Here is a 21,810-nt window from a genome sequence, read left to right as displayed (position 1 = left end):
AAATCACCTACAATCTTTTGGCTTTTTCAATGACGTCTTCGATGCCACCTACTAAACGGAAGGCTTCTTCTGGGAGATGGTCATATTTACCTTCAAGGATTTCTTTGAATCCTCTAACGGTATCTGAAACTTTGATATACGTACCTGCTTGTCCAGTAAACTGTTCAGCAACGTGTAAGTTTTGACTTAAAAATAAGCGTATTCTTCTTGCTCTATGTACTACTAATTTATCATCATCGGATAATTCATCCATACCAAGAATTGCGATGATATCTAAAAGTTCATTATAGCGTTGGATGGTTCTTTGAACTTCACGTGCAACGCGATAGTGTTCTTCACCAACAATTTCAACCGATAGCGCTCTTGAAGTAGACGCTAGTGGATCAACGGCCGGGTAAATACCTTCTTCTGCAATCTTTCTAGAAAGGTTTGTAGTTGCATCCAAGTGTGTAAACGTGGTCGCTGGTGCTGGGTCTGTATAGTCATCGGCTGGGACATAAACCGCTTGAATTGAGGTAATGGACCCTTCTTTTGTAGAGGTAATACGTTCCTGTAATTTACCCATTTCGGTTGCAAGCGTTGGTTGGTAACCGACCGCTGAAGGCATACGGCCTAAGAGCGCAGATACTTCCGAACCTGCTTGGGTAAAGCGGAAAATATTGTCAATGAATAACAAGACGTCCTGTTTTTCATGATCTCTAAAATATTCTGCCATGGTAAGACCGGTTAAACCGACTCTCATACGTGCACCAGGTGGCTCATTCATTTGACCAAAGACCATGGCTGTTTTTTGAATAACGCCACTTTCGGTCATTTCTCCGTAAAGGTCATTCCCTTCACGGGTACGTTCACCAACACCGGCGAACACAGAGATACCACCGTGTTCTTGAGCGATATTGTGAATCAATTCTTGAATTAATACGGTTTTTCCGACACCGGCACCACCGAATAGTCCAATTTTACCACCTTTGATGTAAGGTGCTAAAAGGTCTACTACTTTAATGCCTGTTTCGAGAATTTCTACTTTAGAAGAGAGTTCATCCAATTTTGGAGCCTGTCTATGAATTGGCAATTTAGGTGTATCCACAGGGACTTCCCCTTTATTGTCAATGGGTTCCCCTAATACGTTGAATATACGTCCAAGGGTCATTTTACCGACAGGTACAGTTATGGGTTGTTTTGTGTCTATCGCGACCATACCACGGACGACACCGTCTGTGGAGTCCATCGCAATGGTACGAACAACATTGTTGCCCAAATGTAAGGAAACTTCTAAGGTTAGATTGATTTCGACACCATGGTTTTGGTGCGCATCTTGTTTAATGACTAATGCATGGTTAATTTCCGGTAAGACGTTTTCAAATTCAACGTCGACTACTGGACCCATGACTTGAACAACTTTGCCTTGGTTCACCTTATGCCTCCTTTACTTAACCGCATTGGCGCCGCCAATGATATCGGTTAGTTCAATGGTAATTGCGGCTTGACGTGCACGGTTATAGTGTAACTCTAACTTTTTAATGACGTCTTTCGCATTATCGGTAGCTGATCGCATGGCGGTCATGCGCGACGCATGCTCACCAGCTTTTGCTTCAAGTATAAAACCATAAAGGGTATTTTCGACAACCATCGGTAACAGATGGTTAATGATTTCAACCTTATTCGGTTCATATTCGTAGCGGGTTTTCTGAGGTTCATCGGTTTCTTCTAATCGAACTGGTAAAAGGGTCTTTGATTCGGCATTTTGGTATAAAGTATTGATGAAATGGCTGTAGAATACAACAATTTCATCTACTTGTTTCGATAAGAATAAGTCGATAAATTTTTGTGTGATCTCTTTAAAATCGACGAATTGAATATCGTCTCTAACGTGTATTGGCTTATCATTGACCAGTTGGTATTGATTGCGTTTTGCGAATGAAAAAGCCTTTTGGCCAATCGCCGCAACCATTACGGTTGATGGGTCGACATTCGATTCTTTAAGATGGGATTGAAACTTACGGAAAAGGTTTGCGTTATAAGGTCCAGCTAATCCTCGGTCAGAACTGATTAAAATGTAACACACTTTTTTCACAGGTCGTTTTTCTAAAAACACATGTGATATATCATCGTCGGTTAATAAGCCTTGAATGATGTGGTTCAATCGTTTTACCATCGGACGATAAGAAACCATCGCACGTTCTGCTTTTTTGAGTTTAGATGCTGAAACCATATACATCGCATTTGTGATTTGAGCCGTTTTCTTAGTCGCAATGATACGCGACTTTATGTCTCTCATCGATGCCATATAAATGACCTATACGAATGTTAATTTAAAACGGTTTATTGCTTCTTTGAGTTTATTTATCTCAGGCAAAACAGCCGTTTCTTTAAGTTCGTGTAACAAATGATTCGCTTCTTTATCCGTATTAAAGAAACTATGTAAAGCTTTTTCAAAACGTCTCACATCAGATAACTTAATGCTATCTAAGTAGCCGTGTGTCAGTGCGAAGATGGATAACACTTGATACTCAACTGCCATTGTATCGTGTAAACCTTGTTTCAAGATTTCAACCGTGCGTTTACCTCGTTCGAGTCTTGCTTTAGTGGCATCATCGAGGTCGCTACCAAACTGTGTAAAGGCTTCAAGTTCTCTAAATGATGCTAAATCGAGACGTAATGTACCGGATACTTTTTTAATAGCTTTCGTTTGAGCAGCACCACCAACACGTGAGACGGATAAACCGGCATTGATCGCTGGTCTAACCCCGCTATGGAATAAGTCAGATTGTAAGAAAATTTGACCGTCGGTGATACTGATGACGTTGGTTGGAATATAAGCAGAGATATCGCCTGCTTGCGTTTCGATAATCGGTAAGGCAGTAATTGATCCGCCCCCTAATTCATCGTTTAGTTTCGCAGCTCTTTCCAATAAGCGTGAGTGTAGATAGAAGACGTCCCCAGGGAATGCTTCACGTCCTGGTGGTCTTCTTAATAATAGGGATAGTTCACGGTAAGCTGTCGCGTGTTTGGTTAAATCATCATACACAATAAGGACATCCTTACCCGCAAACATAAATTCTTCCGCCATAGTAACCCCTGCATATGGTGCTAAATATAGTAGTGGGGAAGGTTCGGATGCGGAAGCTGAAACGATGATAGAATAGTCCATCGCTCCGAATGATTTTAAGGTTTCGTAAACACCTGCAACGGTGGACTCTTTTTGACCAATTGCAACGTAAATACAAATTACATTTTTCCCTTTTTGATTTAGAATCGTGTCGATCGCTAGTGTTGTTTTACCTGTTTGACGGTCACCAATAATGAGTTCTCTTTGACCTCTTCCAATTGGTACTAAAGCGTCAAGTACTTTTATCCCTGTTTGTAGAGGTTGATGAACACCTTTACGAGCCATAACGCCGGTTGCTTTTCGTTCAATGGTTCTAAATTTGTCTGTTTGAATCTTTCCCATGCCATCGATGGGTTTTCCAAGTGGATTGACGACACGTCCAATGAGGGCTTCACCAACAGGTACTTCAAGAATGCGCCCAGTAGTAGATACTGTATCACCTTCTTTGATGCTGGTAGACTCATCTAGCAAGATGACACCCACATAGTCTTTTTCAAGGTTTAAAACTTGACCGAAAACACCATTTGGAAAAGCCAATAATTCCCCACTCATCGCGTGTTCGAGACCGTGGACTAATGCAATCCCATCCCCAACACTGATGACGGTTCCGACATGGTCGGTTTTAATTTCATTTTGATATTTTTTAATTTGCTCTATAATCAAAGAACTAATTTCGACTGGATTGATTTTACTCATATATTCACCTTCTCTATGCCTTTAAGGTTTCGCTTAAAGAAGCAATAAAATGATTGATGGTGTGATCTACAATATTACCTTCGTAGGCAATTTTGATACCACCAACAATGTTTGAATCGATGACATTTTCTAAAAGAGTCTGCCTGTTTAATTTGGTTTGCAAAGCGACTTTGATCCCTTCGAGCTCAGTTTTAGATAATGGTTTATTCGAATAGACTTTGGCCCGTAATATTTGATTTTGGCGGTCCAATAAATCTTGATACGCTGCTTGTATATTTGTAACCTCATCTAGGCGATGATTGTCAATTAATACAAACAAAAAGTTTGTCATTAAGGTATCTAATTTTAATCCTTGAATGACACGCTTTTTATCTTGGATGGCTACTTTAGGATGCGTTAGTAGTAATTTAACTTCCTCTTTGTAAAGTCCAATAAAACGTTCAAGTTCTAGTTTCATCGCAATTTGTTTTTGGGATTCTACCGACAGTGCGTAGAGTGCTTCTGCATATTGGTAGCCTAAACTCGTCATGATTGTTTAACCTCTTTAGTCGCTTCTTCAACCAGACTTGCATACTTTTTCTCATCCAATTCTTTTTGGATAATCTTTTCTGCCAAAACAGTTGCGACTGTAACGATTTCCTTTTTCATTTGATCTTGAGCTTTTAAAACCTCAAGTTCAATTTCTTTTTCTGCTTCTAATTTAAGTCTTTGCGCTTCGGCTTTAGCATGTGATAAAATCACAGTTTCTTCTTTTTGAGCTCTTAACTTAGCATCTTCAATGGTTTTCGTTACAGAGTTTCTTAGCGTTTTATACGCTTCCTCTGTATTCGCTTTTATTTCTGCTGCTTCAAGTTTCATTGCTTCCGCTTTAAATAGTTCTTCATCCATGTAAACCCTACGTTTCTCTAGAAAATCAGTAACATTCTTCCAGAAAAATTTACGAATCACCAAAAAAAGCAAGACGGTTCCGCCGAGCTGAATTAAGATATCCTCTAGTCCTGTTCCGAAAAGCAGCCCTAAAGACTCTTCAACAAATGCTTTTAGTGTATCAGCAAGCATGAACGCTTACCCCCTTTAATAAATGTTACGCAACGAAAATCAAGATGATTGCGATAACTAGACCATAAATACCTGTGGTTTCTGCTAGAGCGTCCCCAAGTAATAAAGTCGAACGAATTTCGTTAACAGCTTCTGGTTGTCTACCGACCGCTTCAACTGCTTTAGCTGCTGCATAGCCTTGACCAATCGCGGTCGCAAAACCGGTGAATACCGCTAAGCCTGCACCTAAATAAGCCATACCTGTTGCGAAAAATTGATTGAAATCCATCTGTTCTTCCTCCTTATAGATGATTAATCTTCCACTGCAATGCTTAAGAAAATGGAAAATAGGTTTAAAAATACATATGCCTGAATGGCACCAAAGAATATATCAAAGATGGGATGCACGATAAATGCTCCCGCCACGATACCAAAATAAGACGTGTAATGATAAATTAAGATTGCTAAAATCGATCCACTCATTAAGTTCCCAAATAGACGCATACCCATTGAGAATGGAGTTGAAAACTCTCCGATTAAATTGAGTGGGAAAAACAAAGGGTTTGGTGAAAATAAAGCTGCTACTCTAGCCTTCGGTTTTTTGACTACCAATACCGAGATTTGGATGGTGAAAAATACAATAATACTCATTGATAATGCGATATTTAGATTAGATAGGGGTGCCGTTAAACCAAATAAGCTACTGAAGTTTGCAAATAAAACATACATGAACATGGTTAGCATGATGGGTTGATAGAATTTATGATATTTTGGAAATACGTCCTTAACAAAACCATTAATCATATCTACTAACATTACCGCGAGGAACAAAAATCCTTTGGGTGTTGAACGGTAATCTTGTTTTTTGATTCGTAAACCTAATATTGTTGAGACAATGCCAATTACTACCATAACAATAATAGACGCTTTAATTGCACTAGAAAGACCCATATAAAAATCATAAAATGCTTTGAAGAACTCATTCATGTTTCTTCCCTCCAAAAGACAATCTGTAAATAGATTGGGTATAGAAGCAAATTTTAAATGTCATTAAGCCATAAAATGTGCCGTAAAGGTTTAAAGATTCGGAGTAATGAGACATCACTAAGACAATTCCATACAATAAAAACCGAATGATATACCCAGAGCTTCGGGTTTTTTTAATCCCATCCGCCTGAATCAGTTTTCGGTTTTGTTTAGCCAGATGGCTCATACCCCAAAGTGTTGTTGCACCACCTAGAACGATACTAATGGCTACCTCTCTACCAAAAATAAAGAACGCAACAACAGAACTTAGGCCGATTAATCCAATTGTATATTTAAAATTTTGATTGAAATCATGATTCAGTGACATGCGCTACCTCTTATTTTTCATGCGTTTATACAAAGTAGAAATACTTGAATAAATTCCGAATAATGTAAATAGGATCGTGAATAAGACTTTTGTATTGAGATAATTATCGAGGACTACCCCTAAAACAATCAATCCAAGGAGCACAAATACCAATTCATAGAAGAAAGAAATCACAATATTATACTCTTTTATAAACCCAGCAAGTGATTTTCTTTGTCTTTCTTTTTTAGGTTCCATTTGTACCACCTTAATACCTTATAAAATACTACCATTAACAGTATAACAAATTGATTTGCTTTAAACAAATCATTTCCGGACATATCACATAGATAACTATGTTAAGACCAAAAGTTTCCCATTCTAAATCGGGATAACTCGATGCGATAAGGTTTCTTTTCTAAAGCTAATTTAAAGGCGTATATGATGGACTTCATCTCTTTTTCAGTTTCGGTTGTGAAATCGAGTCTGAAGGTATGAATTCTTGCTTGTTTTAACGCATCCAATTGGTCAATTAATAATAGTGGTGTGGGGTCCATGACGCGCATGTTACAATGCCCATCATTCAGTAATGCATATTTCCCAATATGGTCTTGAAGGTAATACTGATCTTTAAAACACAAACGACAGTTTGGTTTATATCCAAATGTTTTCGCAACCGGACAATATTTTGAAATCATCAAATCCTTATGACCATAAACAACCATTTCTAGATTTGGATAACTGCCAAAGGTTTTAAAGTAACGGTCTGAAAAACCTAATACGTGTTTCGCATCCAGTTCAGAAGATAAACTGATGCGTTTGACGTTGTAGTTGGATATTAGTGCTGCAGTGTAGATATTGGTGATATTTATGAATTCATCCGTAATGATTTCAAATCGGTTTTGGTTTTGATAAATCCCACCAAGTTCTGAAACTAACGTTGGACCAATAATATCGAAGCCTTTGATGTCTTCAACAATGCGTTTGGTTACTGGACAAACTAACGCATTCGGATAAGCATTTGGATCGACTTTAACGATATCTTCATAATAGATTTCTTCTACCCCTAATCGATACGCTGTGTCTAATTGTGCGAGCGTATGAACTCTTACGGTTAAGCGCTGTTTATTGTCGTATTTAAAGCCATTTTGTAGACTATTCGGTACAATTAGGGCTTCTTTTGTTTCTAGGCGTTTTTGATTCAAAGCGATGACCGCTTCACGTCTAAGTTCGTTCATCTCTTTGATCGGGATGAAACATACATTATCGGTATAGACTGTTAAAGCTTCAAAATAATACGGTGTCCCACCAAGTTTCTTAAAAGCTTCTGCGATTTTATCCTCAGTTACAGGCTGATTCATAGCGTATTCAAGGTCTTTATCTAAGCTTAATGTGACTGTATGTTTGCCATCACTTAGACTGAATTGGAGGGGTTTACCCACAAAGGCTGATACCATTCCCGATAGAGGTACAATCTTAAATTCTTTCGATTGATACATCACGAGGTCTTTTTCTAGATCCGAGTCTAACGTTTTAAATAACAACGATTCTGGGTACACTTTTTCTTTCACTTCGAGGTAAATGGTTTCCCCTTTAAAGGCTTCTTTGATGACGGTGTTATTCTTTCGTTTCATGTAAGTGACTAGATTACCATAGTCATGTTCGCCGACAATTCTAAAACCGTCCCCATTTTTTAAGTCCTCGGTAAGTTGAACCAAAGCGAGTGGGGCTTGGTAAGCGATGACTTTTCCGATTTGTACCCCCATATGGTTCGGTCTAAAGTCGTTATTGAGATCTTTAGGGATTTCATTAAGCATATAGCCTTTGGTGTAATCACGGTTAAATACGCGTTTTAGTTTATCGATTTCAGTAGAATAATCGATGGGTTTATTTTCAAAATAGGCATCGATCGCTTTTCTATAAGCCATCGTGGTTTGCGTGACATATTCTTTCTTACGCATTCTACCTTCAATTTTAAACGAATCAATCCCCGCTTCGATGAGCTCATCGATGTGTTCTAAGGTCATTAAATCCTTTGCACTCATCAAATAGGATTCTTCACCAATAACGGTTTTATCTTTTACAAGTTTATACGGTAATCGGCAGTTATAAGCACATTCCCCGCGGTTCCCACTACGTTTATTTAAAATGGATGAAATGAGGCAGTTTCCACTAAAGGATACACAAAGCGCACCATGGATGAACACTTCAAGTTCGATATCGACTGTTTGTTTGATTTGACGAATGACATCAATACTGGTTTCTCTCGCCAAAATGACCCGTTTAACACCAAGGTCTTTTAAGAATTTAACGTGGTGAATATTGTGGGCATTCACTTGGGTTGAGGCGTGGATGGCTGTATTTGGGTAACGTTTCGCGAAAATCGAAATCATCCCAATATCTTGAACAATCAGTGCGTCTACATGCGCCTTCACAAGCTCATCGGTATATTTCAATAAATCTTCAACTTCATCATCAAAGGTTAAGGTATTCACAACGATAAAAACGGCGACATCACGCAAGTGTGCGTATTCAATCGCCTCAATTAAATCTTGTTGATTAAAGTTCTCGGCGAACGCTCTCGCACCAAAGCGGTGTCCTGCCATAAAAATCGCGTTCGCTCCAGCATTGATCGCCCCGATAAAGGCTTCTTTTGTTCCAGCTGGCGCTAATAATTCTGGTTTCTTCATACTAACCCTTCTATTCTACTAACAAGCCGTATTATATCACGTAGTGATGATTTATTCTATAGTGCTAGAATATTTTGTATTTATTCCATTTTTCACAGGTTCTAAGAGATTTTTTATGGACCATCACTTTGATTTTTGTTACAATCAATGTAGGTGATTTTTATGAAAAATATGACTTGGCTTAAAGAGACTTACATTACCCATCGAGGGTTACACGGGGTCTATCAATTGGTTGAAAACACAAAAGCCTCATTCCTAGCAGCGATATCACGTGGTTATGGGATTGAACTCGATACAAATATCTTAAAAGATGGTACGGTTGTTGTGTTCCATGATAAAAATTTAAAACGTTTATGCGGTGTAGATTTGGCTTTAAAAGACCTCACTATTGATGAGATTAAGTCTTACAAGATAATGGGTACAGACGAACAGATAACAACGCTTGAAGAGATTCTTAAACTTGTGAACGGAAAAGTGCCTCTTTTAATTGAAATTAAACCCTTTGGCAATAAAAAACGACACGCGAAAACGGTATCCGAGCTCTTAAAAAACTACCCCTATGAAGTAGCAATCCAATCCTATGACCCCAGCATCGTAAGATGGTTTAAGAAAAATGATCCACAACAAATTCGGGGTCAAATCAGCGAATATTTTAGAGATTCAACCATGAATAAACCAACCATTTGGGCTTTGAAGAAAATGATTTTTAATCGGTTTACACAACCTGATTTCATCAACTACCGTTTAGAAGACTTACCAAATCCGTATGTTCAAAAAGCGAAAAACAGGGGCGTATTGATTTTAGCTTACGCGGCGAGAAATCAAAAAGCATTAGATTATGCGAGAAAAGCTTTTGATAATGCAGTTTTTGAAAATTTTATCCCGAAAAAGTGATTATTTCAAAAATTGAAACGATTTTTAAATATAAAGCGGACAAAATCGTCCGTTTTTTCGTTTTATTAGGTGTAGTCATCCATTTGAGGTTATTTATGTCTTTAAAATATCGATACCTATTACTCTATTTGTGGGTTACTTTATTGGGGTATGTCTTAGTGCTCAACTTAATCTTATACTTATTTGACCAACAAAGTGCCTTTTTAGCTATTTATGAACGGTATGGTGATATCGAGTATTATCAAAAACACGTGTTTTTAAAGCAGAGTATGTATCTTGTGATCCTTTTACCTGTGTTTGTAATATCTCCACTGTTTGGTAAAATTGTACTTTCGTTTAAAAACGTGAACAAAACGATTAAAACGTTCTCGATTTATACGTTAACTAAATCCTTAGGCATCGTTCTATTCGCAAGTCTTTATGTACAATCCATTTTCTTTCCTGCTTTAGAACCCTCTAAAGTCATAACCTTAGTCATTTGTCCATTCTTCTTCATATTCATCCTATATCAGTTTTTAAAGGAAACAAAATAGCACTGGCCAGTTGACCAGTGCTATATTTTTAGTCCATATCGACATCAAAATTTTCTAAGATTGAGCGTTTTTCTGCTTTCGCATCCCCATGTTTAACAAAAAACATGGTAATAAAAGATAATAATACGAATGCAGCTGAGTAAGGGAATAAGACCTTACGTCCGAGTTCAGGCATATCCATTAAGAATCCGGATAGGATTGGTGTTAAAATTTGTGCAGCCATACTGAAGGTATAATAATATCCAGTGTATTTACCGACATCAGAACCCTTAGATAATTCTACAACCATAGGATATGAGTTGACGTTAATCGATGCCCAGGCGACCCCTGTTAATCCTAAGACCACATAGAGTAAGACCCCTGTGGATTCCGTAATAAAATAAACGGAGGTAAAGCATAGGGTTAAAAGTGCGACCCCGAATAGAATGGTTCTTCTTCTGCCCCATTTTGAAGACACAATACCGATTGGAATAAAACCAACTATCGCAGTTGCTTGTGCAATCAATAATGGTGTTGAATAACCCATATTTAAGACTTTAGGTGCGTAATCCGATAGTTTTGTAGTCACTGCGTTATAGCCCATAAACCAAAGGAATACGGAAGATAGAATTAAAATGAGAGACACAAGCTTTTCTTTCGATAAATGATTATGATTCTCAGTTTCTTCTTCATCAACGATGTTATTTTTCTTTTCAAAATCGATACGTTCTTGAACCAATTTGGGTTCATTGACTTTCCATAAGAAGATTGCTAGAACAACCACCATGATGATGGATACCGAAACAAACGCCATCGTGTAGTTTACAAACGAGTGTTTATCTAGTCCAAATACGGTGAGTAAAATAATCGCGGTGATCCCACCGAACGCACCCATTAAGTTGATCAGTGCGTTACCTTTACTACGGAGTTGCTTGGTAGTAACATCCGGCATCAGCGCGACGGCTGGTGAACGGAATGTAGACATCGCGACCAGTGTTAGAAATAACATCACAATAAAGACGATGAATACCGCTGGTGAGGTGCTCGTGACTTCCCAAGCTTGATTGGATAGATAACGGAAATAAGCGTCTTTCACATCGTTGTAGTCCCCTTGATTTAAGGTTTCTCCAAGTGTGTAATCGTTTAAAATGTTTGTAATACGAGTACCTTCTGAATCGGTACCCATGGAAAGCGCTAGAATGCGCCACTCTCCGACAGTTGAATCCTCTGTGTAGGTTTCGACGTTTTCATATTCTGCTTTGAGGTTGGTTTCGGTTTCTAACTTCTTGAGTTGCATCGCATCGAAGAACGAAAGTCCAACGAATAAGAACGCTGCGAGTAGTGTCCCTACAACCACATAAGGGGTTCTTTTGCCTTTCTTATGATTGGTCTTATCCGATAAACTGCCAAAGAATGGTAATAAGAATAGGGCGAGTACGTTATCCATCGCCATGACCATGCCACTCCAAGTTTGATTTAAACCAAACTTATCGATCAAGATTTTGGTGATGATTGCGTCATAGGTTTGCCAAAACAGCGAAATAATTAAAAATGCCAATCCGACGTATATCGTCTTTTTATAATCTAATTTCATAGACACCTCTTCATGTTTTATTTATATTTTAGCACGAATGACAGATTTTGTGTTTTACATTCATAATCGTGATATAATCTCCATGTAAAAAAGAGGTAAAACCATGAACGCATGTAAATTATATTTAAAAAAGGGTGAAGAACAACGACTACTTGAGGGTCATCCTTGGGTCTTCTCGAATGAGATTGACCACATAGTGGGTTTCATCAAATCCGGAGAAATCGCGTATGTGTACGCTATCGATGGTACTTTCATAGGAAAGGGCTATTTGAACACAAATTCAAAGATTTTTGTACGCATTCTCACCAAAGAAGATGTCGAAATCGATGAAGCTTTCTTTTACAATAAAATCCTAAAAGCCAAACAATCTAGAGAAGATATCGGTTATCAAAACAGTTACCGGGCTTTCTTTGGTGAATCTGACGGTATCCCAGGTTTAATTGTCGATAAATATGGTGACTATTTATCGATTCAAATTCTATCCTTAGGGATTGACCAACGTAAACCGATTTTCATTAAAATTCTTAAAGACATCTTTAATCCAAAAGGCATTTTAGAACGTTCAGACGTCTCCGTAAGAACCAAAGAAGGTCTTGAACTCTTTAAAGGTGTGATTGATGGCATAGTCCCAGAAAAGATTTTAATCAAAGAAAACGAACTCACGATGGCTGTTGATTTACTCAATGGTCAAAAAACAGGCTTCTTCTTAGATCAACAAGATAACCATAACGCCGTGAAACCCTATGTTAAAAATAAAACTGTATTAGACTGTTTTTCCAACATCGGTGGATTCGGTTTACACGCTGCGTATCATGGCGCGAAAGATGTCACATGTGTGGATATTTCGGCTTTATCTGTTAAAGACATCTTATACAATGCGAGCTTAAATGGATTATCTCAGGTGAAAGCTATTGAAAAGGATGTATTCGAACAACTTAGAGCCTACCAAAAAGATGGAGTTAAGTTCGATACCATCATTTTAGACCCACCTGCATTCGCGAAAAATAAAGAAGCGATTAAACGCGCTTATCAAGGCTATAAAGATATCAACCTACAAGCAATGAAGATCATTGAAGATGGTGGTTATTTATATACGTGTAGCTGTAGTCACTATATGACGATTGATTTGTTCTTACAGATGTTACAAGACGCTGCGAGGGATGCGAAAAAGAAAGTCCAAATGGTTGAGATGCGCATTCAATCTAAAGACCATCCAGCACTTTTGGGTTCTGATGAATCCTTATACTTAAAGTGTGTCGTATTAAGAGTACTTAACGCCTAAATGAAAACCTGCAGTCCGTTATGGATTGCAGGTTTATTATTTTATATGGCAGGGCTAGAAAGATTCGAACTTCCGAATGTCTGGGTCAGAGCCAGATGCCTTACCGCTTGGCGATAGCCCTATGCAAGATAGATTATACGCCTTTTTGACGAAAAAAAAAGATTGAGGCGATATTTTTTTATCGCCTCAAACCCTTACTTAAAATTGAATATCTGCAACTTGAACAAAATCGTTGTTAATGTCGTGTTTCGTAATCGCACCACTCGATATGACATAGAGATAATCCCCAACGTATACGGCTCTTTCAATCGAATACGGTGTATACCAATAATAATCGTTTGGATCCGCTTGATAGAAGGCTTGATGGGTAATAGTTTTCTCGATACTAACTGGGGTATCGCTCGTTAAATCGATACTGAAAATCATGTATTCATTGAGATTGTAATAACGATACTCATCGAAGTAAATTCGGAATACTGAGAACCCAAAGTAATCTCTTTCGAGATCAAACAAGATTGCCTTGTGGTTGTATAAGGCTTCTCCGTATTGCCAACCATTTTCGCTATTCATTAAAACCAGTGGCGTGCCCATTTCTGTTAGCGTTTCAGGGTTCGAAACATTGTATAGTGATAACTTAATACCGACCGTTCTCGCATCTACTGTTTCATAGCCAATACCCAAAACAGTGGTTGGGTTAATACGGTGTTGATAGAGTGAGAACCCTGGAATTTCAAGGGCTGCCTGTATCGTTGGTTTTGTTGGATTGGATAAATCGATTAGATAGAACGGGTCTATTTGTTCAAACGTAACGATGGTCGCTTCATCCTCAAAGAATCTTACTGAGAATACACGTTCTCTTGGTTTACCAATACCCTCATCTAAGAATCCAACACGGGTCAATACCGGTTTGTCTTCAACGATTTCTTTTTTAAAGACATAGAGTCGATTTTTTACAGTATCCCCCCAGCCTTGAGTTGTCACCATTCGCACATAACCATCGTATTCATCGATTGCGAATTGATTGATGACATAGCCTTCAAATGAACCCATACCACCAAACACAACGCCTTCGTCACTGAAATTGAACACGATTAATTTGCCTTCTTCTTGGTAACCCTCTTTTTCATCATAAGTATATTCAACATTACTGAAATAAATGCTTTGTTGTGAAACATAAATCGTCCCCCACGAATAAGAACCTAAGAAAATATCGTAGGTTAATTCAGGCGTTTCTTTAAGATCAATGGTCGTAATGTTATTAAAGACTTGAGCAGTTAAGTCTGAATGGTAATAAATTTCATCGTAACTTGGAATAACTTTTTCACCATCAATTTCGTAGACAGGTCTTGGGTCTAAGTCCTCGTTATTCAAGTTGATATAATTGTAAGTAATCAAATAGAGCTTATCTTCGATGAGTCTAGTTGAAAGTTGATAGCCTGGTACGATGTAATGGTTTTGTACGGTTAAGGTTTCAAGTTCGTAAACCCAAACTGAGGTCGCACCATTATAATACCAAGGATAAAATCCCATATCGTAGGCCACTTCACGGCCTTCGATATCAAATGAATAATATTGGTATGTAAAGCCAATGACCACTAAATACGAATCTGTAATGTAGATTTCATTATAGTAAGTATAACGACCTTTTTCATCGCTTAATGTCTCATCAAGTAGGGTGGTCATTTCACCTGAAATAGAGGTCACAACCAAGCGATTTCCAAAGATTTGATAGATTCGGTTTTCATCGACTTTAACTGTATCCCCTTCATCGACACCTTCGACTTGAACGTTGGTTTTAGAGGTTTTCGTCTGTGCGCCAGATTCAGGTGCACCTGAGACTGCATCTTCTACTGGACCATAAAAAACATTATTGTTGCCAGACTTCGCGAGACTTTTCAAATCCTCCAAGCTACCAACCGCATTTAATCCCATATTCTTTTCAACAGATTGGCAACCTATCATAACAAACGCAACCAAAAATAGAAGCGTTAAAAGTGTGATCTTTTTCATATTTGAGATACCCCCTAACCTCACCTTCACTATATCATATTTTATAAATATGTGGGGCTCTATCTGAAAGATTTTTACACAACTATGTTTTTTTTAGAGATTTCATCTCAATACTTGCATAAAAACGGTTTTATTAATACAATATCACTGTACGACTAAAGGATTATTCAATGAAAATAGGATTATGTTTGTCAGGGGCGCTCTCTAAGGGTGCTTACCAAGCTGGCTTTATGGAAGCTTTCATGGAGAAAATGGGTAGAGAATCAATTACTTGTTTATCCGGGGCTTCGATGGGTGCGTGTAATGCGTATGGCATCGCAGCGAATCAATTTAATCGCGTAAAATCCATTTGGCATGCCTTCGATTACCCAAATCTTTTTTCAATATGGAAAGGCATCGTGTTTAAAAACCATATTGATAAAACCTTTAATAAGCTGTTTGATGATAACGACCAAATTGATATTCCTATGTATGTATCATCTGTTTCAACATTTCCTAAACTCGATTTCCACTATGTGAAAATTGAAGGCCCATTTAAACAAGAAATCAGACAGCTCATGAAAGGTGCTGTTGGGTTTCCATTCTTAACCGGTCCTCAAACCATTTATAAAAAAAGACTCCACACCGATGGTGGAATCATTGATAATATTCCTGTTTACCCTTTAACGACACACGATGTTGATTTAATCATCGTGCTTCACTTTGATCCAAAATTTACCTTAGAAAAACGACTACAGCTTTCGGATAAGACCATTTTGGAAATTGACTTATCGGTTTGTAACGCCTACATGAAAAAGAGTTTTGACTTTAGACAACAAACCCTCTCAAAGATGTATGACAGTGGGTATGACTATGGGTTACAGCTTTCTGATATTTTACTAAACTGTACAACTCAAGAAAGCTTGAGAAAAACCGTTAATCAAATCATGACAGCCGAACAAGCGGAACGTTCAAAATATAAAGCGTTAGATACGATTCCATCAAAATTCAACCGCTTATTAACCAAATACAGACACAAATCTTCTGTAATCACAACCTTAGAAGACCAATATAAAGAAAATCCAAAACCGGTTTATCAAGGATACTGTCATGAATGTGATAAAAAAATGACCCCTAAGAAACACTTTAGGTGGATATTCTTCTTCTCCACGTGGTGGTTTGGTTTAGGGATCTTATATGCCATTTACTTTTGGTTATTTCAAAAACCTGGTTGTCCTTATTGTAAGAAAAAACATTTTGACTATATTTAATCTAAATCTGAGAATTGATACACGAGACACTGGATAGCCTTGTCTCGTTTTTTACTTGTCCAATTGACAATACCAGTTTTATCAACTTCAAGCTTGTCTTTAGACAGTTTCATAAATGTCTTTACGGATTGGGTCCCCCCCATCCAAGCGAATGGAAAATAGTGAGTAACATAAAAGGACGCACTTTGATGGCCTTTTTTGAGTGTTGTTAAAAAGAGCTGCATCACAATCGATAAATCCATCCCACGGGTAGGCGCTCCAAAAATCACATGATCAAACCCATCCATCTTCGGTATGGATTCCAGTTCAACGCCTTTAATTTGCTTGGGATTCTCATTTTTAGCTTTTAGTGAAAATAAGGCAACCTCATGGCCTTTTTTGACTAAAGCAGCTCCAATTTTATCGGCGACACTCATCGTATGACCTGTATAGGAATGGATGACTAAAGCGACTTTCATGTAATCACCACCAGTTACTTTCAGTATAATCCTATGAATCTAAATAAACAAGGTCTAGAAGCCATTTTGAGGTGAAAAAAGTCACAGGTTGTCCTGTAACTATAAGAGATTACTTTTTTGTAAAAGGGAAAATCATAGGGACACGTTTAGTATAAGCTTCCCAACCCGGATATTTCGCCATATGATTTTCTAATAATGGGGTCGAAATCTTGATTAATACCGTACTCATCACGAGTGGCGAAACGATTAGAGTTAAATAGTAAACCGGTTGAATCGAGTTTGTGAATAACAACGAGATCCCTGCAATATACAAGCCAATCCAAATCGCGATTTCACCAAAATAGTTTGGATGTCTTGTAATTGACCATAACCCTTTGTCCATGAGTGTTTTGGTTTTCTTCGCGATGTGTCTTCTAAGCTGTTCATCACCAACGACTTCAAAGAATAGCCCCACTAAAGCGATGAATAATCCTAGGTATACGAAGATAGATGCTAAATCAGAAAAGCTAAATGCGTTATATTTGATGATCGCAAAGTTCACAGACCCAACCATAAAGTTGATGACGCCTTGAACTAGGAAAACTCTAAAGAATGCGATTATAACTGCCTTATCACCCCATTCTTTACGCCACTGTACATAGCGAAAATCTTCAGGTTTACCAAAGTTTCGTTTTAACAGTCTTAGGGTTAATCTAAGTCCCCAAACTGTAATGAATCCAACGATCACATAGCTTAATAGAGTAGGATTACTTGTCGATAATAAGGTAGCCCAAGCCCCAATCACAAATCCAAAGCCCCAGCCGATATCGACAATGGAGTTATCTTTAATGATTTGTGCAACTACATAAAACACTGTGAAATAACCAAAGACGAAATATAGGGGTATGAGTAGTCCATCTTGGTTAAATCGTTGAAAACCGAATGTCGCAAGAGCGACCGCTATTAATACTAAAATAGGGTAAATTACAATGCGTTTGATGTCCATAGCTTCACCTCAATAATAGTATATCATTATTTCTAATTCGAATAATCAAATTGCTCTTATTTTTATGTCTGTAACACAATCTTACTTTATTTAACCTTAATGAACGTTAATCCAGCGTAATGAATTGACATGAGATGATCTTGATTTGTGACTTCTACGATTTCTTTTTTTCCTCTACCAAACCCATGAATGCGTGCTTTATGTGCATCGAGGATTTGGAGCATAAAGGATTGTTTTTCAGAAATCATAAATATTTTAAGGAAATAGTGGTTGTTTTTATATACCAAGTGTATTCGTATATTCTTCAGATTAGATTTCTCCAAAGCATATTCCCCTAAATAAGGTTTCCATGAATCCGGATTCGAGTCTTGTTCCTAGCGGTAACGCCTGTGTTTGATTTTTTTTGTTTGTTCTAGAATCAATCAATTATTAACAGAATATAATTTAGAAATTAAAATGAACTCATTAAAGAAAACGTTAAAAGATTTAAAGGAGCTAAACGGCAATTATGAAAGTTTTGATTATAAACGTTTATTCTCACAAGTAATAATTAATTCCAGAGAATCAATAACCTTTGTATTAAACCTAAGACCAAACATAAAAGTGAATAAATCATCAAAAACCATCTTAAAATGTCAAACAGCTCATTTAATAAGAAAAACAGAAATAAAAACAAACCATTCATTATTAGTATAGACTTAACGTGATAACAAAGCCAATTTAAAAAAGTTCAAATCCGGTCAAGAACAAATCTGTATTTTTACATAAAAAAACAAGCAATTTAAGTATTTTTACTTAGATTGCTTGTATTCTCTTAAAATCAAAAAGTTTATCTTGCAGTTCAACTATACTTCAACACCATTGAAACACAGTTCAAACAATGACAAACTTTGTACTGACAAAATGGAGTCTCTGTTAACCTTAAAGGGTTGTGTTTTTAGGGGCTCTTTAACCTTAACTGGTAAGAAATTGCCAATTCGAGAAAAATCAAGTAAGTAGTGGTATCTATGGGTAAATCATGGAAAATAGTTGACCTACTACAACTGGTAAGAAAATGACCTAAAGTGGAAAATACTGGAAAATTCGAGAAAGTAAATACCTGATTATTCCACTTAATTTAGAATTGAAAATGAAATGTTTTATTTAATTCCGGTTCACTAATGTAATCGAAATCGTCTAGTTTCTACAAAAAACTACTTATCTTCATAATGTTCTGATATTACTTCATCCTCATCATACTCATGTTTTTTGCTAGACTCATCATCAGATTTAGCAAACCATGTTTTGTCTTCAGTCCCATCTGAATTATGATCATGCAAACAAACATCTCTATCGTTAGATTCATTGTTGTGCTGTGATTTGTAGTAATCTGAGCCTTTTTCTATGTCATTTGTGCTACCATCAGATGTTGTATATGAACTAAGTTCAACAGGTCCTTCAGTAGTTTCAATCACCTTGCTCCAAGATTTTTTATCAAGCATTGTTTATCTCCTTTCATTTAATTTATCATCTCTCTATATATTCGTGAAAAATTAATGTTACCTTCATCTTTATAACTCCATTATTTAATATATGTTCATCATTAATGAAAGTATAGAAATATTGCTAACTCAAAAATCATTTGATCCAATCCTCTCTTTGTATTCTAAGATAAATTTATCCCACAAAGACTTTGCTTCTTTCTTATATATAATCCAATATGGGATAATAAAAACCACAAGTAAGGCGAATATATAAGTATTTGAAGAGCTAAGAACAAAGTTATGAAAAATATAGAGTGAGAAAGGAACAATAGCTGTTAGAATTACAGATACGCCTATTTTTAAGCCTATTTTTTTATTAGTTATAAAATCCTTATAAAAAATCCTTAGAATATAAAAACTAAGCAATATACTTATGAATATTAGTACAATTCCAAAGATTCTCATAACAGTACTATTAACAAATATGATTGACATAATTAATAATACATATGAAAAACCCAAACAAAAAGTATTAAAATGTAATTTTGAAATCATTGTTTTTGAAGCACTAAATAATTCGCTAAGATTTTCATCATCAGCAATATTAGCTAAATTATTCATAGTCATGTCTGGAATTTTATAATTATTTAAAAAAACTTCTTTAAACTTCTTGTTGTGAAATATGTAATTATCAATCATATGCGACACAAAAATCAGGCAAATCAACACACTAAATAATAGAACTTGTACAGTAGACATTAAAATATATTTTCCAGCAATATAACCTAATAATACAAGCAATACTTTGACGAGGAATGTTAAAGCATAATATTTTCTGATATCTGGTTGGAAAATTTTAAAATAGTTAGCAAAGATAAAGATAAAAAGATATGGTGAGACCAAAAAAAATCCATTAGTACTCTCTAGCCAAAATTAGATATAACAATAGACAAAATAACTATATCTAAATAAAAAAACATATTAATAATAAAATAAATTTTGCTTTTAGCCATATTGTGCTCCTCCAAAGGTATACCACACCAAACATATGTTTGGTGTGGATCCTACTTAATTATTGGACAGAAAATGAGAATGTTCCTGTTGGTATTCCCCAAAAGGTATTTGCTTGAATCATTATACCTTTTCGTGACCCTGCAGCATCAATTAAAGCATACCAACTTCATTTTAATAAATCAAAATAGGGGCTTTGTACTACTATTGGTGTAAAAGTCCCTTTTTTTCTCTTTCTGTGTTTGTTACACTAGCTACTCCGAAAAATCATATTTTCTTATTTTGAACATACGAGCTGATAACAACTGTCAAAACAGCAACAAATGCCATAACGAATACCAGCAAAATAACACTTATATTATCAAAAATGTTTTCAAGTAGTATACCAGTCAAAAGTGTAGTCAAAAATGTTGCAAGTGCAGTTTTCCAAATTGTTTTCATACAATTATCAATTATCCTTTCTTAAAGCGTTATGGGTATTGTCCAATTCGGTACCAAAAACCCGGATGCTAAAGTATACCTAACGGTCGCAGTGTTTTGTCCATTTCTAACAGCATCTTCAATTGCGTTTGCTATAGCAGCTCCAATTAATGTTAATGTAACTCCCGATATAGCCATGATAAGAATCGCACCTGGACCAGTTGTCGATGCAATTAGTCCCAATTTGACTGCTAGTACTCCAACTAAATATCCAACATAAACACCAATCCCTGCGCCGACAGCAGCACCTATTGTTTCTGCAGATATTCTGATTGATAAAGCGATTGTTCCTCCACCATTCACATCATACATCTCATCTTCTGTCATGAGTTCCCAAGAATTATCTAAAGTCATTGCGTATGTCATATATTTCACCTCCTATTCTATCACAGATTTTCTTCATTATTAACCTTTTTCTCCTATAGATATTTACCATTTAGATTGATTGTTGATGATCAGTCAACTGATAGGATACTTTAGATCCATAATCCCTCTACCGCCATAAACGTGTGATTTCGTTTCCCTTATAGTGTTTTAATTGACTTTGATATAGACTTCTAAGTCAACTTCGTTTTTCTTTTGTTCTTTCTTTTTAGTCTTCTTATCAATCTTCATTAATTGATGAACTGGACTGATAGGTTCTAGTTCATGCTTTTTAATGTAGTCATTCACTTCTTTGGTTGCTATAGAAGCGTTTTGTGGATGACCTTTATATTTAGAGACGACACAATTGGTTAATTCATAAACTGGTAGATATGAAAACTTGTTACTACCTATGGTTGGTTGATTCATCTCTATATAAAAATCCATCACTAACCTTTGTTTGCCTGTTTCAAAGTTTAGTCCCTTCGTAATCGTTAAGATCCGTATTGCTTTACCTTTTTTACTTTCAATATAGTGAATCATCTCACCAATGATGTCATCCATCTCATGGTTATAAATTACACCTTGATATTTTAAGATATGGGTAAGCCTAAGTTCTACACCTGTTTCAATAAATTTCAT

Annotated in this window: 24 protein-coding genes and 1 tRNA gene; 4 read left to right on the top strand and 21 right to left on the bottom strand. The window is 36.6% G+C overall.

What is annotated here, in order from left to right:
- Positions 1 to 7 precede the first annotated feature (7 nt).
- From atpD to N7603_RS02210, 10 genes are all read right to left on the bottom strand, one after another.
- Entirely contained in the window at positions 8 to 1,414 is a 1,407-nt protein-coding gene (atpD, locus tag N7603_RS02255; RefSeq protein WP_262095710.1) for a F0F1 ATP synthase subunit beta, read from the bottom strand.
- A gap of 12 nt (positions 1,415 to 1,426) precedes the next feature.
- Positions 1,427 to 2,287 carry an ATP synthase F1 subunit gamma gene (gene atpG, locus N7603_RS02250; protein ID WP_262095709.1) on the bottom strand — a complete coding sequence of 287 codons (861 nt, stop codon included), beginning with the start codon at positions 2,285 to 2,287 and terminating at the stop codon, positions 1,427 to 1,429.
- A 9-nt stretch (positions 2,288 to 2,296) separates the two neighbouring features.
- Complete coding sequence (atpA, locus tag N7603_RS02245) at positions 2,297 to 3,805, bottom strand: F0F1 ATP synthase subunit alpha (protein WP_262095708.1); 1,509 nt, start codon at positions 3,803 to 3,805, stop codon at positions 2,297 to 2,299.
- A gap of 13 nt (positions 3,806 to 3,818) precedes the next feature.
- On the bottom strand, positions 3,819 to 4,334 hold the full coding sequence (gene atpH, locus N7603_RS02240; RefSeq protein WP_262095707.1) for an ATP synthase F1 subunit delta: 516 nt from the start codon (positions 4,332 to 4,334) through the stop codon (positions 3,819 to 3,821).
- Positions 4,331 to 4,864: a F0F1 ATP synthase subunit B gene (gene atpF / locus N7603_RS02235; protein WP_262095706.1), complete on the bottom strand. Its 534-nt coding sequence runs from the start codon at positions 4,862 to 4,864 to the stop codon at positions 4,331 to 4,333. Before atpF ends, atpH begins: the two co-directional genes overlap by 4 nt.
- Before the next feature lie 25 nt (positions 4,865 to 4,889).
- Complete coding sequence (atpE, locus tag N7603_RS02230) at positions 4,890 to 5,132, bottom strand: ATP synthase F0 subunit C (RefSeq protein ID WP_262095705.1); 243 nt, start codon at positions 5,130 to 5,132, stop codon at positions 4,890 to 4,892.
- Positions 5,133 to 5,155: 23 nt separating this feature from the next.
- On the bottom strand, positions 5,156 to 5,830 hold the full coding sequence (locus N7603_RS02225; protein ID WP_262095704.1) for a F0F1 ATP synthase subunit A: 675 nt from the start codon (positions 5,828 to 5,830) through the stop codon (positions 5,156 to 5,158).
- Positions 5,823 to 6,197, bottom strand: coding sequence for an ATP synthase subunit I (locus N7603_RS02220; protein ID WP_262095703.1), 375 nt, complete (start codon positions 6,195 to 6,197; stop codon positions 5,823 to 5,825). The genes N7603_RS02225 and N7603_RS02220 overlap by 8 nt, the downstream gene beginning before the upstream one ends.
- 3 nt (positions 6,198 to 6,200) lie before the next feature.
- On the bottom strand, positions 6,201 to 6,434 hold the full coding sequence (locus tag N7603_RS02215) for an AtpZ/AtpI family protein (RefSeq protein WP_262095702.1): 234 nt from the start codon (positions 6,432 to 6,434) through the stop codon (positions 6,201 to 6,203).
- Between the two features lie 101 nt (positions 6,435 to 6,535).
- Positions 6,536 to 8,866 (bottom strand): U32 family peptidase, encoded by a 2,331-nt coding sequence (locus N7603_RS02210; RefSeq protein WP_262095701.1) that lies wholly within the window; start codon positions 8,864 to 8,866, stop codon positions 6,536 to 6,538.
- 162 nt (positions 8,867 to 9,028) lie between these two features.
- On the opposite strand from N7603_RS02210, the gene N7603_RS02205 reads away from it, so the two are divergent.
- Positions 9,029 to 9,760, top strand: a complete 732-nt coding sequence (locus N7603_RS02205) for a glycerophosphodiester phosphodiesterase family protein (RefSeq protein WP_262095700.1) — start codon at positions 9,029 to 9,031, stop codon at positions 9,758 to 9,760.
- Entirely contained in the window at positions 9,757 to 10,293 is a 537-nt protein-coding gene (locus tag N7603_RS02200; RefSeq protein WP_262095699.1) for a hypothetical protein, read from the top strand. Before N7603_RS02205 ends, N7603_RS02200 begins: the two co-directional genes overlap by 4 nt.
- Before the next feature lie 28 nt (positions 10,294 to 10,321).
- Here the strand turns inward: N7603_RS02200 and N7603_RS02195 are convergent, their stop codons facing one another.
- Entirely contained in the window at positions 10,322 to 11,866 is a 1,545-nt protein-coding gene (locus N7603_RS02195) for an MFS transporter (protein WP_262095698.1), read from the bottom strand.
- Positions 11,867 to 11,969: 103 nt separating this feature from the next.
- On the opposite strand from N7603_RS02195, the gene N7603_RS02190 reads away from it, so the two are divergent.
- Entirely contained in the window at positions 11,970 to 13,148 is a 1,179-nt protein-coding gene (locus N7603_RS02190) for a class I SAM-dependent rRNA methyltransferase (RefSeq protein ID WP_262095697.1), read from the top strand.
- Between the two features lie 46 nt (positions 13,149 to 13,194).
- Here the strand turns inward: N7603_RS02190 and N7603_RS02185 are convergent.
- Positions 13,195 to 13,269, bottom strand: a tRNA-Gln gene (locus N7603_RS02185).
- A gap of 77 nt (positions 13,270 to 13,346) precedes the next feature.
- Positions 13,347 to 15,158 (bottom strand): beta-propeller domain-containing protein, encoded by a 1,812-nt coding sequence (locus N7603_RS02180; protein ID WP_262095696.1) that lies wholly within the window; start codon positions 15,156 to 15,158, stop codon positions 13,347 to 13,349.
- A gap of 170 nt (positions 15,159 to 15,328) precedes the next feature.
- On the opposite strand from N7603_RS02180, the gene N7603_RS02175 reads away from it, so the two are divergent.
- Positions 15,329 to 16,408: a patatin-like phospholipase family protein gene (locus N7603_RS02175; RefSeq protein WP_262095695.1), complete on the top strand. Its 1,080-nt coding sequence runs from the start codon at positions 15,329 to 15,331 to the stop codon at positions 16,406 to 16,408.
- Here N7603_RS02175 and N7603_RS02170 read toward each other — a convergent pair.
- The 8 genes from N7603_RS02170 to N7603_RS02135 form a co-directional block, all read right to left on the bottom strand.
- On the bottom strand, positions 16,405 to 16,866 hold the full coding sequence (locus tag N7603_RS02170) for a flavodoxin family protein (protein ID WP_262095694.1): 462 nt from the start codon (positions 16,864 to 16,866) through the stop codon (positions 16,405 to 16,407). The two genes, N7603_RS02175 and N7603_RS02170, sit on opposite strands and share 4 nt — an antisense overlap.
- A gap of 109 nt (positions 16,867 to 16,975) precedes the next feature.
- Entirely contained in the window at positions 16,976 to 17,851 is an 876-nt protein-coding gene (locus tag N7603_RS02165) for a DUF1295 domain-containing protein (RefSeq protein ID WP_262095693.1), read from the bottom strand.
- A gap of 86 nt (positions 17,852 to 17,937) precedes the next feature.
- Entirely contained in the window at positions 17,938 to 18,099 is a 162-nt protein-coding gene (locus tag N7603_RS02160) for a hypothetical protein (RefSeq protein WP_262095692.1), read from the bottom strand.
- 945 nt (positions 18,100 to 19,044) lie between these two features.
- Complete coding sequence (locus tag N7603_RS02155) at positions 19,045 to 19,332, bottom strand: hypothetical protein (RefSeq protein WP_262095691.1); 288 nt, start codon at positions 19,330 to 19,332, stop codon at positions 19,045 to 19,047.
- A gap of 129 nt (positions 19,333 to 19,461) precedes the next feature.
- Positions 19,462 to 20,013: a TMEM43 family protein gene (locus N7603_RS02150; RefSeq protein ID WP_262095690.1), complete on the bottom strand. Its 552-nt coding sequence runs from the start codon at positions 20,011 to 20,013 to the stop codon at positions 19,462 to 19,464.
- Positions 20,014 to 20,592: 579 nt separating this feature from the next.
- Complete coding sequence (locus N7603_RS02145) at positions 20,593 to 20,766, bottom strand: hypothetical protein (RefSeq protein WP_262095689.1); 174 nt, start codon at positions 20,764 to 20,766, stop codon at positions 20,593 to 20,595.
- 21 nt (positions 20,767 to 20,787) lie between these two features.
- On the bottom strand, positions 20,788 to 21,171 hold the full coding sequence (locus N7603_RS02140) for a hypothetical protein (RefSeq protein ID WP_262095688.1): 384 nt from the start codon (positions 21,169 to 21,171) through the stop codon (positions 20,788 to 20,790).
- Between the two features lie 168 nt (positions 21,172 to 21,339).
- On the bottom strand, positions 21,340 to 21,810 hold the full coding sequence (locus N7603_RS02135) for a hypothetical protein (RefSeq protein ID WP_262095687.1): 471 nt from the start codon (positions 21,808 to 21,810) through the stop codon (positions 21,340 to 21,342).

This window comes from Paracholeplasma vituli (assembly GCF_025446935.1).
Taxonomy (GTDB): domain Bacteria; phylum Bacillota_I; class Bacilli_A; order Acholeplasmatales; family UBA5453; genus Paracholeplasma; species Paracholeplasma vituli.
Note: the sequence above shows the minus strand (reverse complement) of the source record. Positions and strands in the feature narration are given on the sequence as shown.

Bases quoted from the DNA above. Each gene is read 5' to 3' on its own strand.
- N7603_RS02175 (WP_262095695.1), top strand. From the start codon at position 15,329: ATGAAAATAGGATTATGTTTGTCAGGGGCGCTCTCTAAGGGTGCTTAC.
- N7603_RS02215 (WP_262095702.1), bottom strand. From the start codon at position 6,434: ATGGAACCTAAAAAAGAAAGACAAAGAAAATCACTTGCTGGGTTTATA.
- N7603_RS02220 (WP_262095703.1), bottom strand. From the start codon at position 6,197: ATGTCACTGAATCATGATTTCAATCAAAATTTTAAATATACAATTGGA.
- N7603_RS02150 (WP_262095690.1), bottom strand. From the start codon at position 20,013: ATGATTGATAATTACATATTTCACAACAAGAAGTTTAAAGAAGTTTTT.
- N7603_RS02190 (WP_262095697.1), top strand. From the start codon at position 11,970: ATGAACGCATGTAAATTATATTTAAAAAAGGGTGAAGAACAACGACTA.
- N7603_RS02210 (WP_262095701.1), bottom strand. From the start codon at position 8,866: ATGAAGAAACCAGAATTATTAGCGCCAGCTGGAACAAAAGAAGCCTTT.
- N7603_RS02140 (WP_262095688.1), bottom strand. From the start codon at position 21,171: ATGACATACGCAATGACTTTAGATAATTCTTGGGAACTCATGACAGAA.
- N7603_RS02160 (WP_262095692.1), bottom strand. From the start codon at position 18,099: ATGATTTCTGAAAAACAATCCTTTATGCTCCAAATCCTCGATGCACAT.
- N7603_RS02170 (WP_262095694.1), bottom strand. From the start codon at position 16,866: ATGAAAGTCGCTTTAGTCATCCATTCCTATACAGGTCATACGATGAGT.
- N7603_RS02165 (WP_262095693.1), bottom strand. From the start codon at position 17,851: ATGGACATCAAACGCATTGTAATTTACCCTATTTTAGTATTAATAGCG.
- atpH (WP_262095707.1), bottom strand. From the start codon at position 4,334: ATGACGAGTTTAGGCTACCAATATGCAGAAGCACTCTACGCACTGTCG.
- atpA (WP_262095708.1), bottom strand. From the start codon at position 3,805: ATGAGTAAAATCAATCCAGTCGAAATTAGTTCTTTGATTATAGAGCAA.
- N7603_RS02205 (WP_262095700.1), top strand. From the start codon at position 9,029: ATGAAAAATATGACTTGGCTTAAAGAGACTTACATTACCCATCGAGGG.
- atpG (WP_262095709.1), bottom strand. From the start codon at position 2,287: ATGGCATCGATGAGAGACATAAAGTCGCGTATCATTGCGACTAAGAAA.
- N7603_RS02135 (WP_262095687.1), bottom strand. From the start codon at position 21,810: ATGAAATTTATTGAAACAGGTGTAGAACTTAGGCTTACCCATATCTTA.
- N7603_RS02155 (WP_262095691.1), bottom strand. From the start codon at position 19,332: ATGCTTGATAAAAAATCTTGGAGCAAGGTGATTGAAACTACTGAAGGA.
- N7603_RS02225 (WP_262095704.1), bottom strand. From the start codon at position 5,830: ATGAATGAGTTCTTCAAAGCATTTTATGATTTTTATATGGGTCTTTCT.
- atpE (WP_262095705.1), bottom strand. From the start codon at position 5,132: ATGGATTTCAATCAATTTTTCGCAACAGGTATGGCTTATTTAGGTGCA.
- atpF (WP_262095706.1), bottom strand. From the start codon at position 4,864: ATGCTTGCTGATACACTAAAAGCATTTGTTGAAGAGTCTTTAGGGCTG.
- N7603_RS02195 (WP_262095698.1), bottom strand. From the start codon at position 11,866: ATGAAATTAGATTATAAAAAGACGATATACGTCGGATTGGCATTTTTA.
- N7603_RS02145 (WP_262095689.1), bottom strand. From the start codon at position 20,766: ATGAAAACAATTTGGAAAACTGCACTTGCAACATTTTTGACTACACTT.
- N7603_RS02180 (WP_262095696.1), bottom strand. From the start codon at position 15,158: ATGAAAAAGATCACACTTTTAACGCTTCTATTTTTGGTTGCGTTTGTT.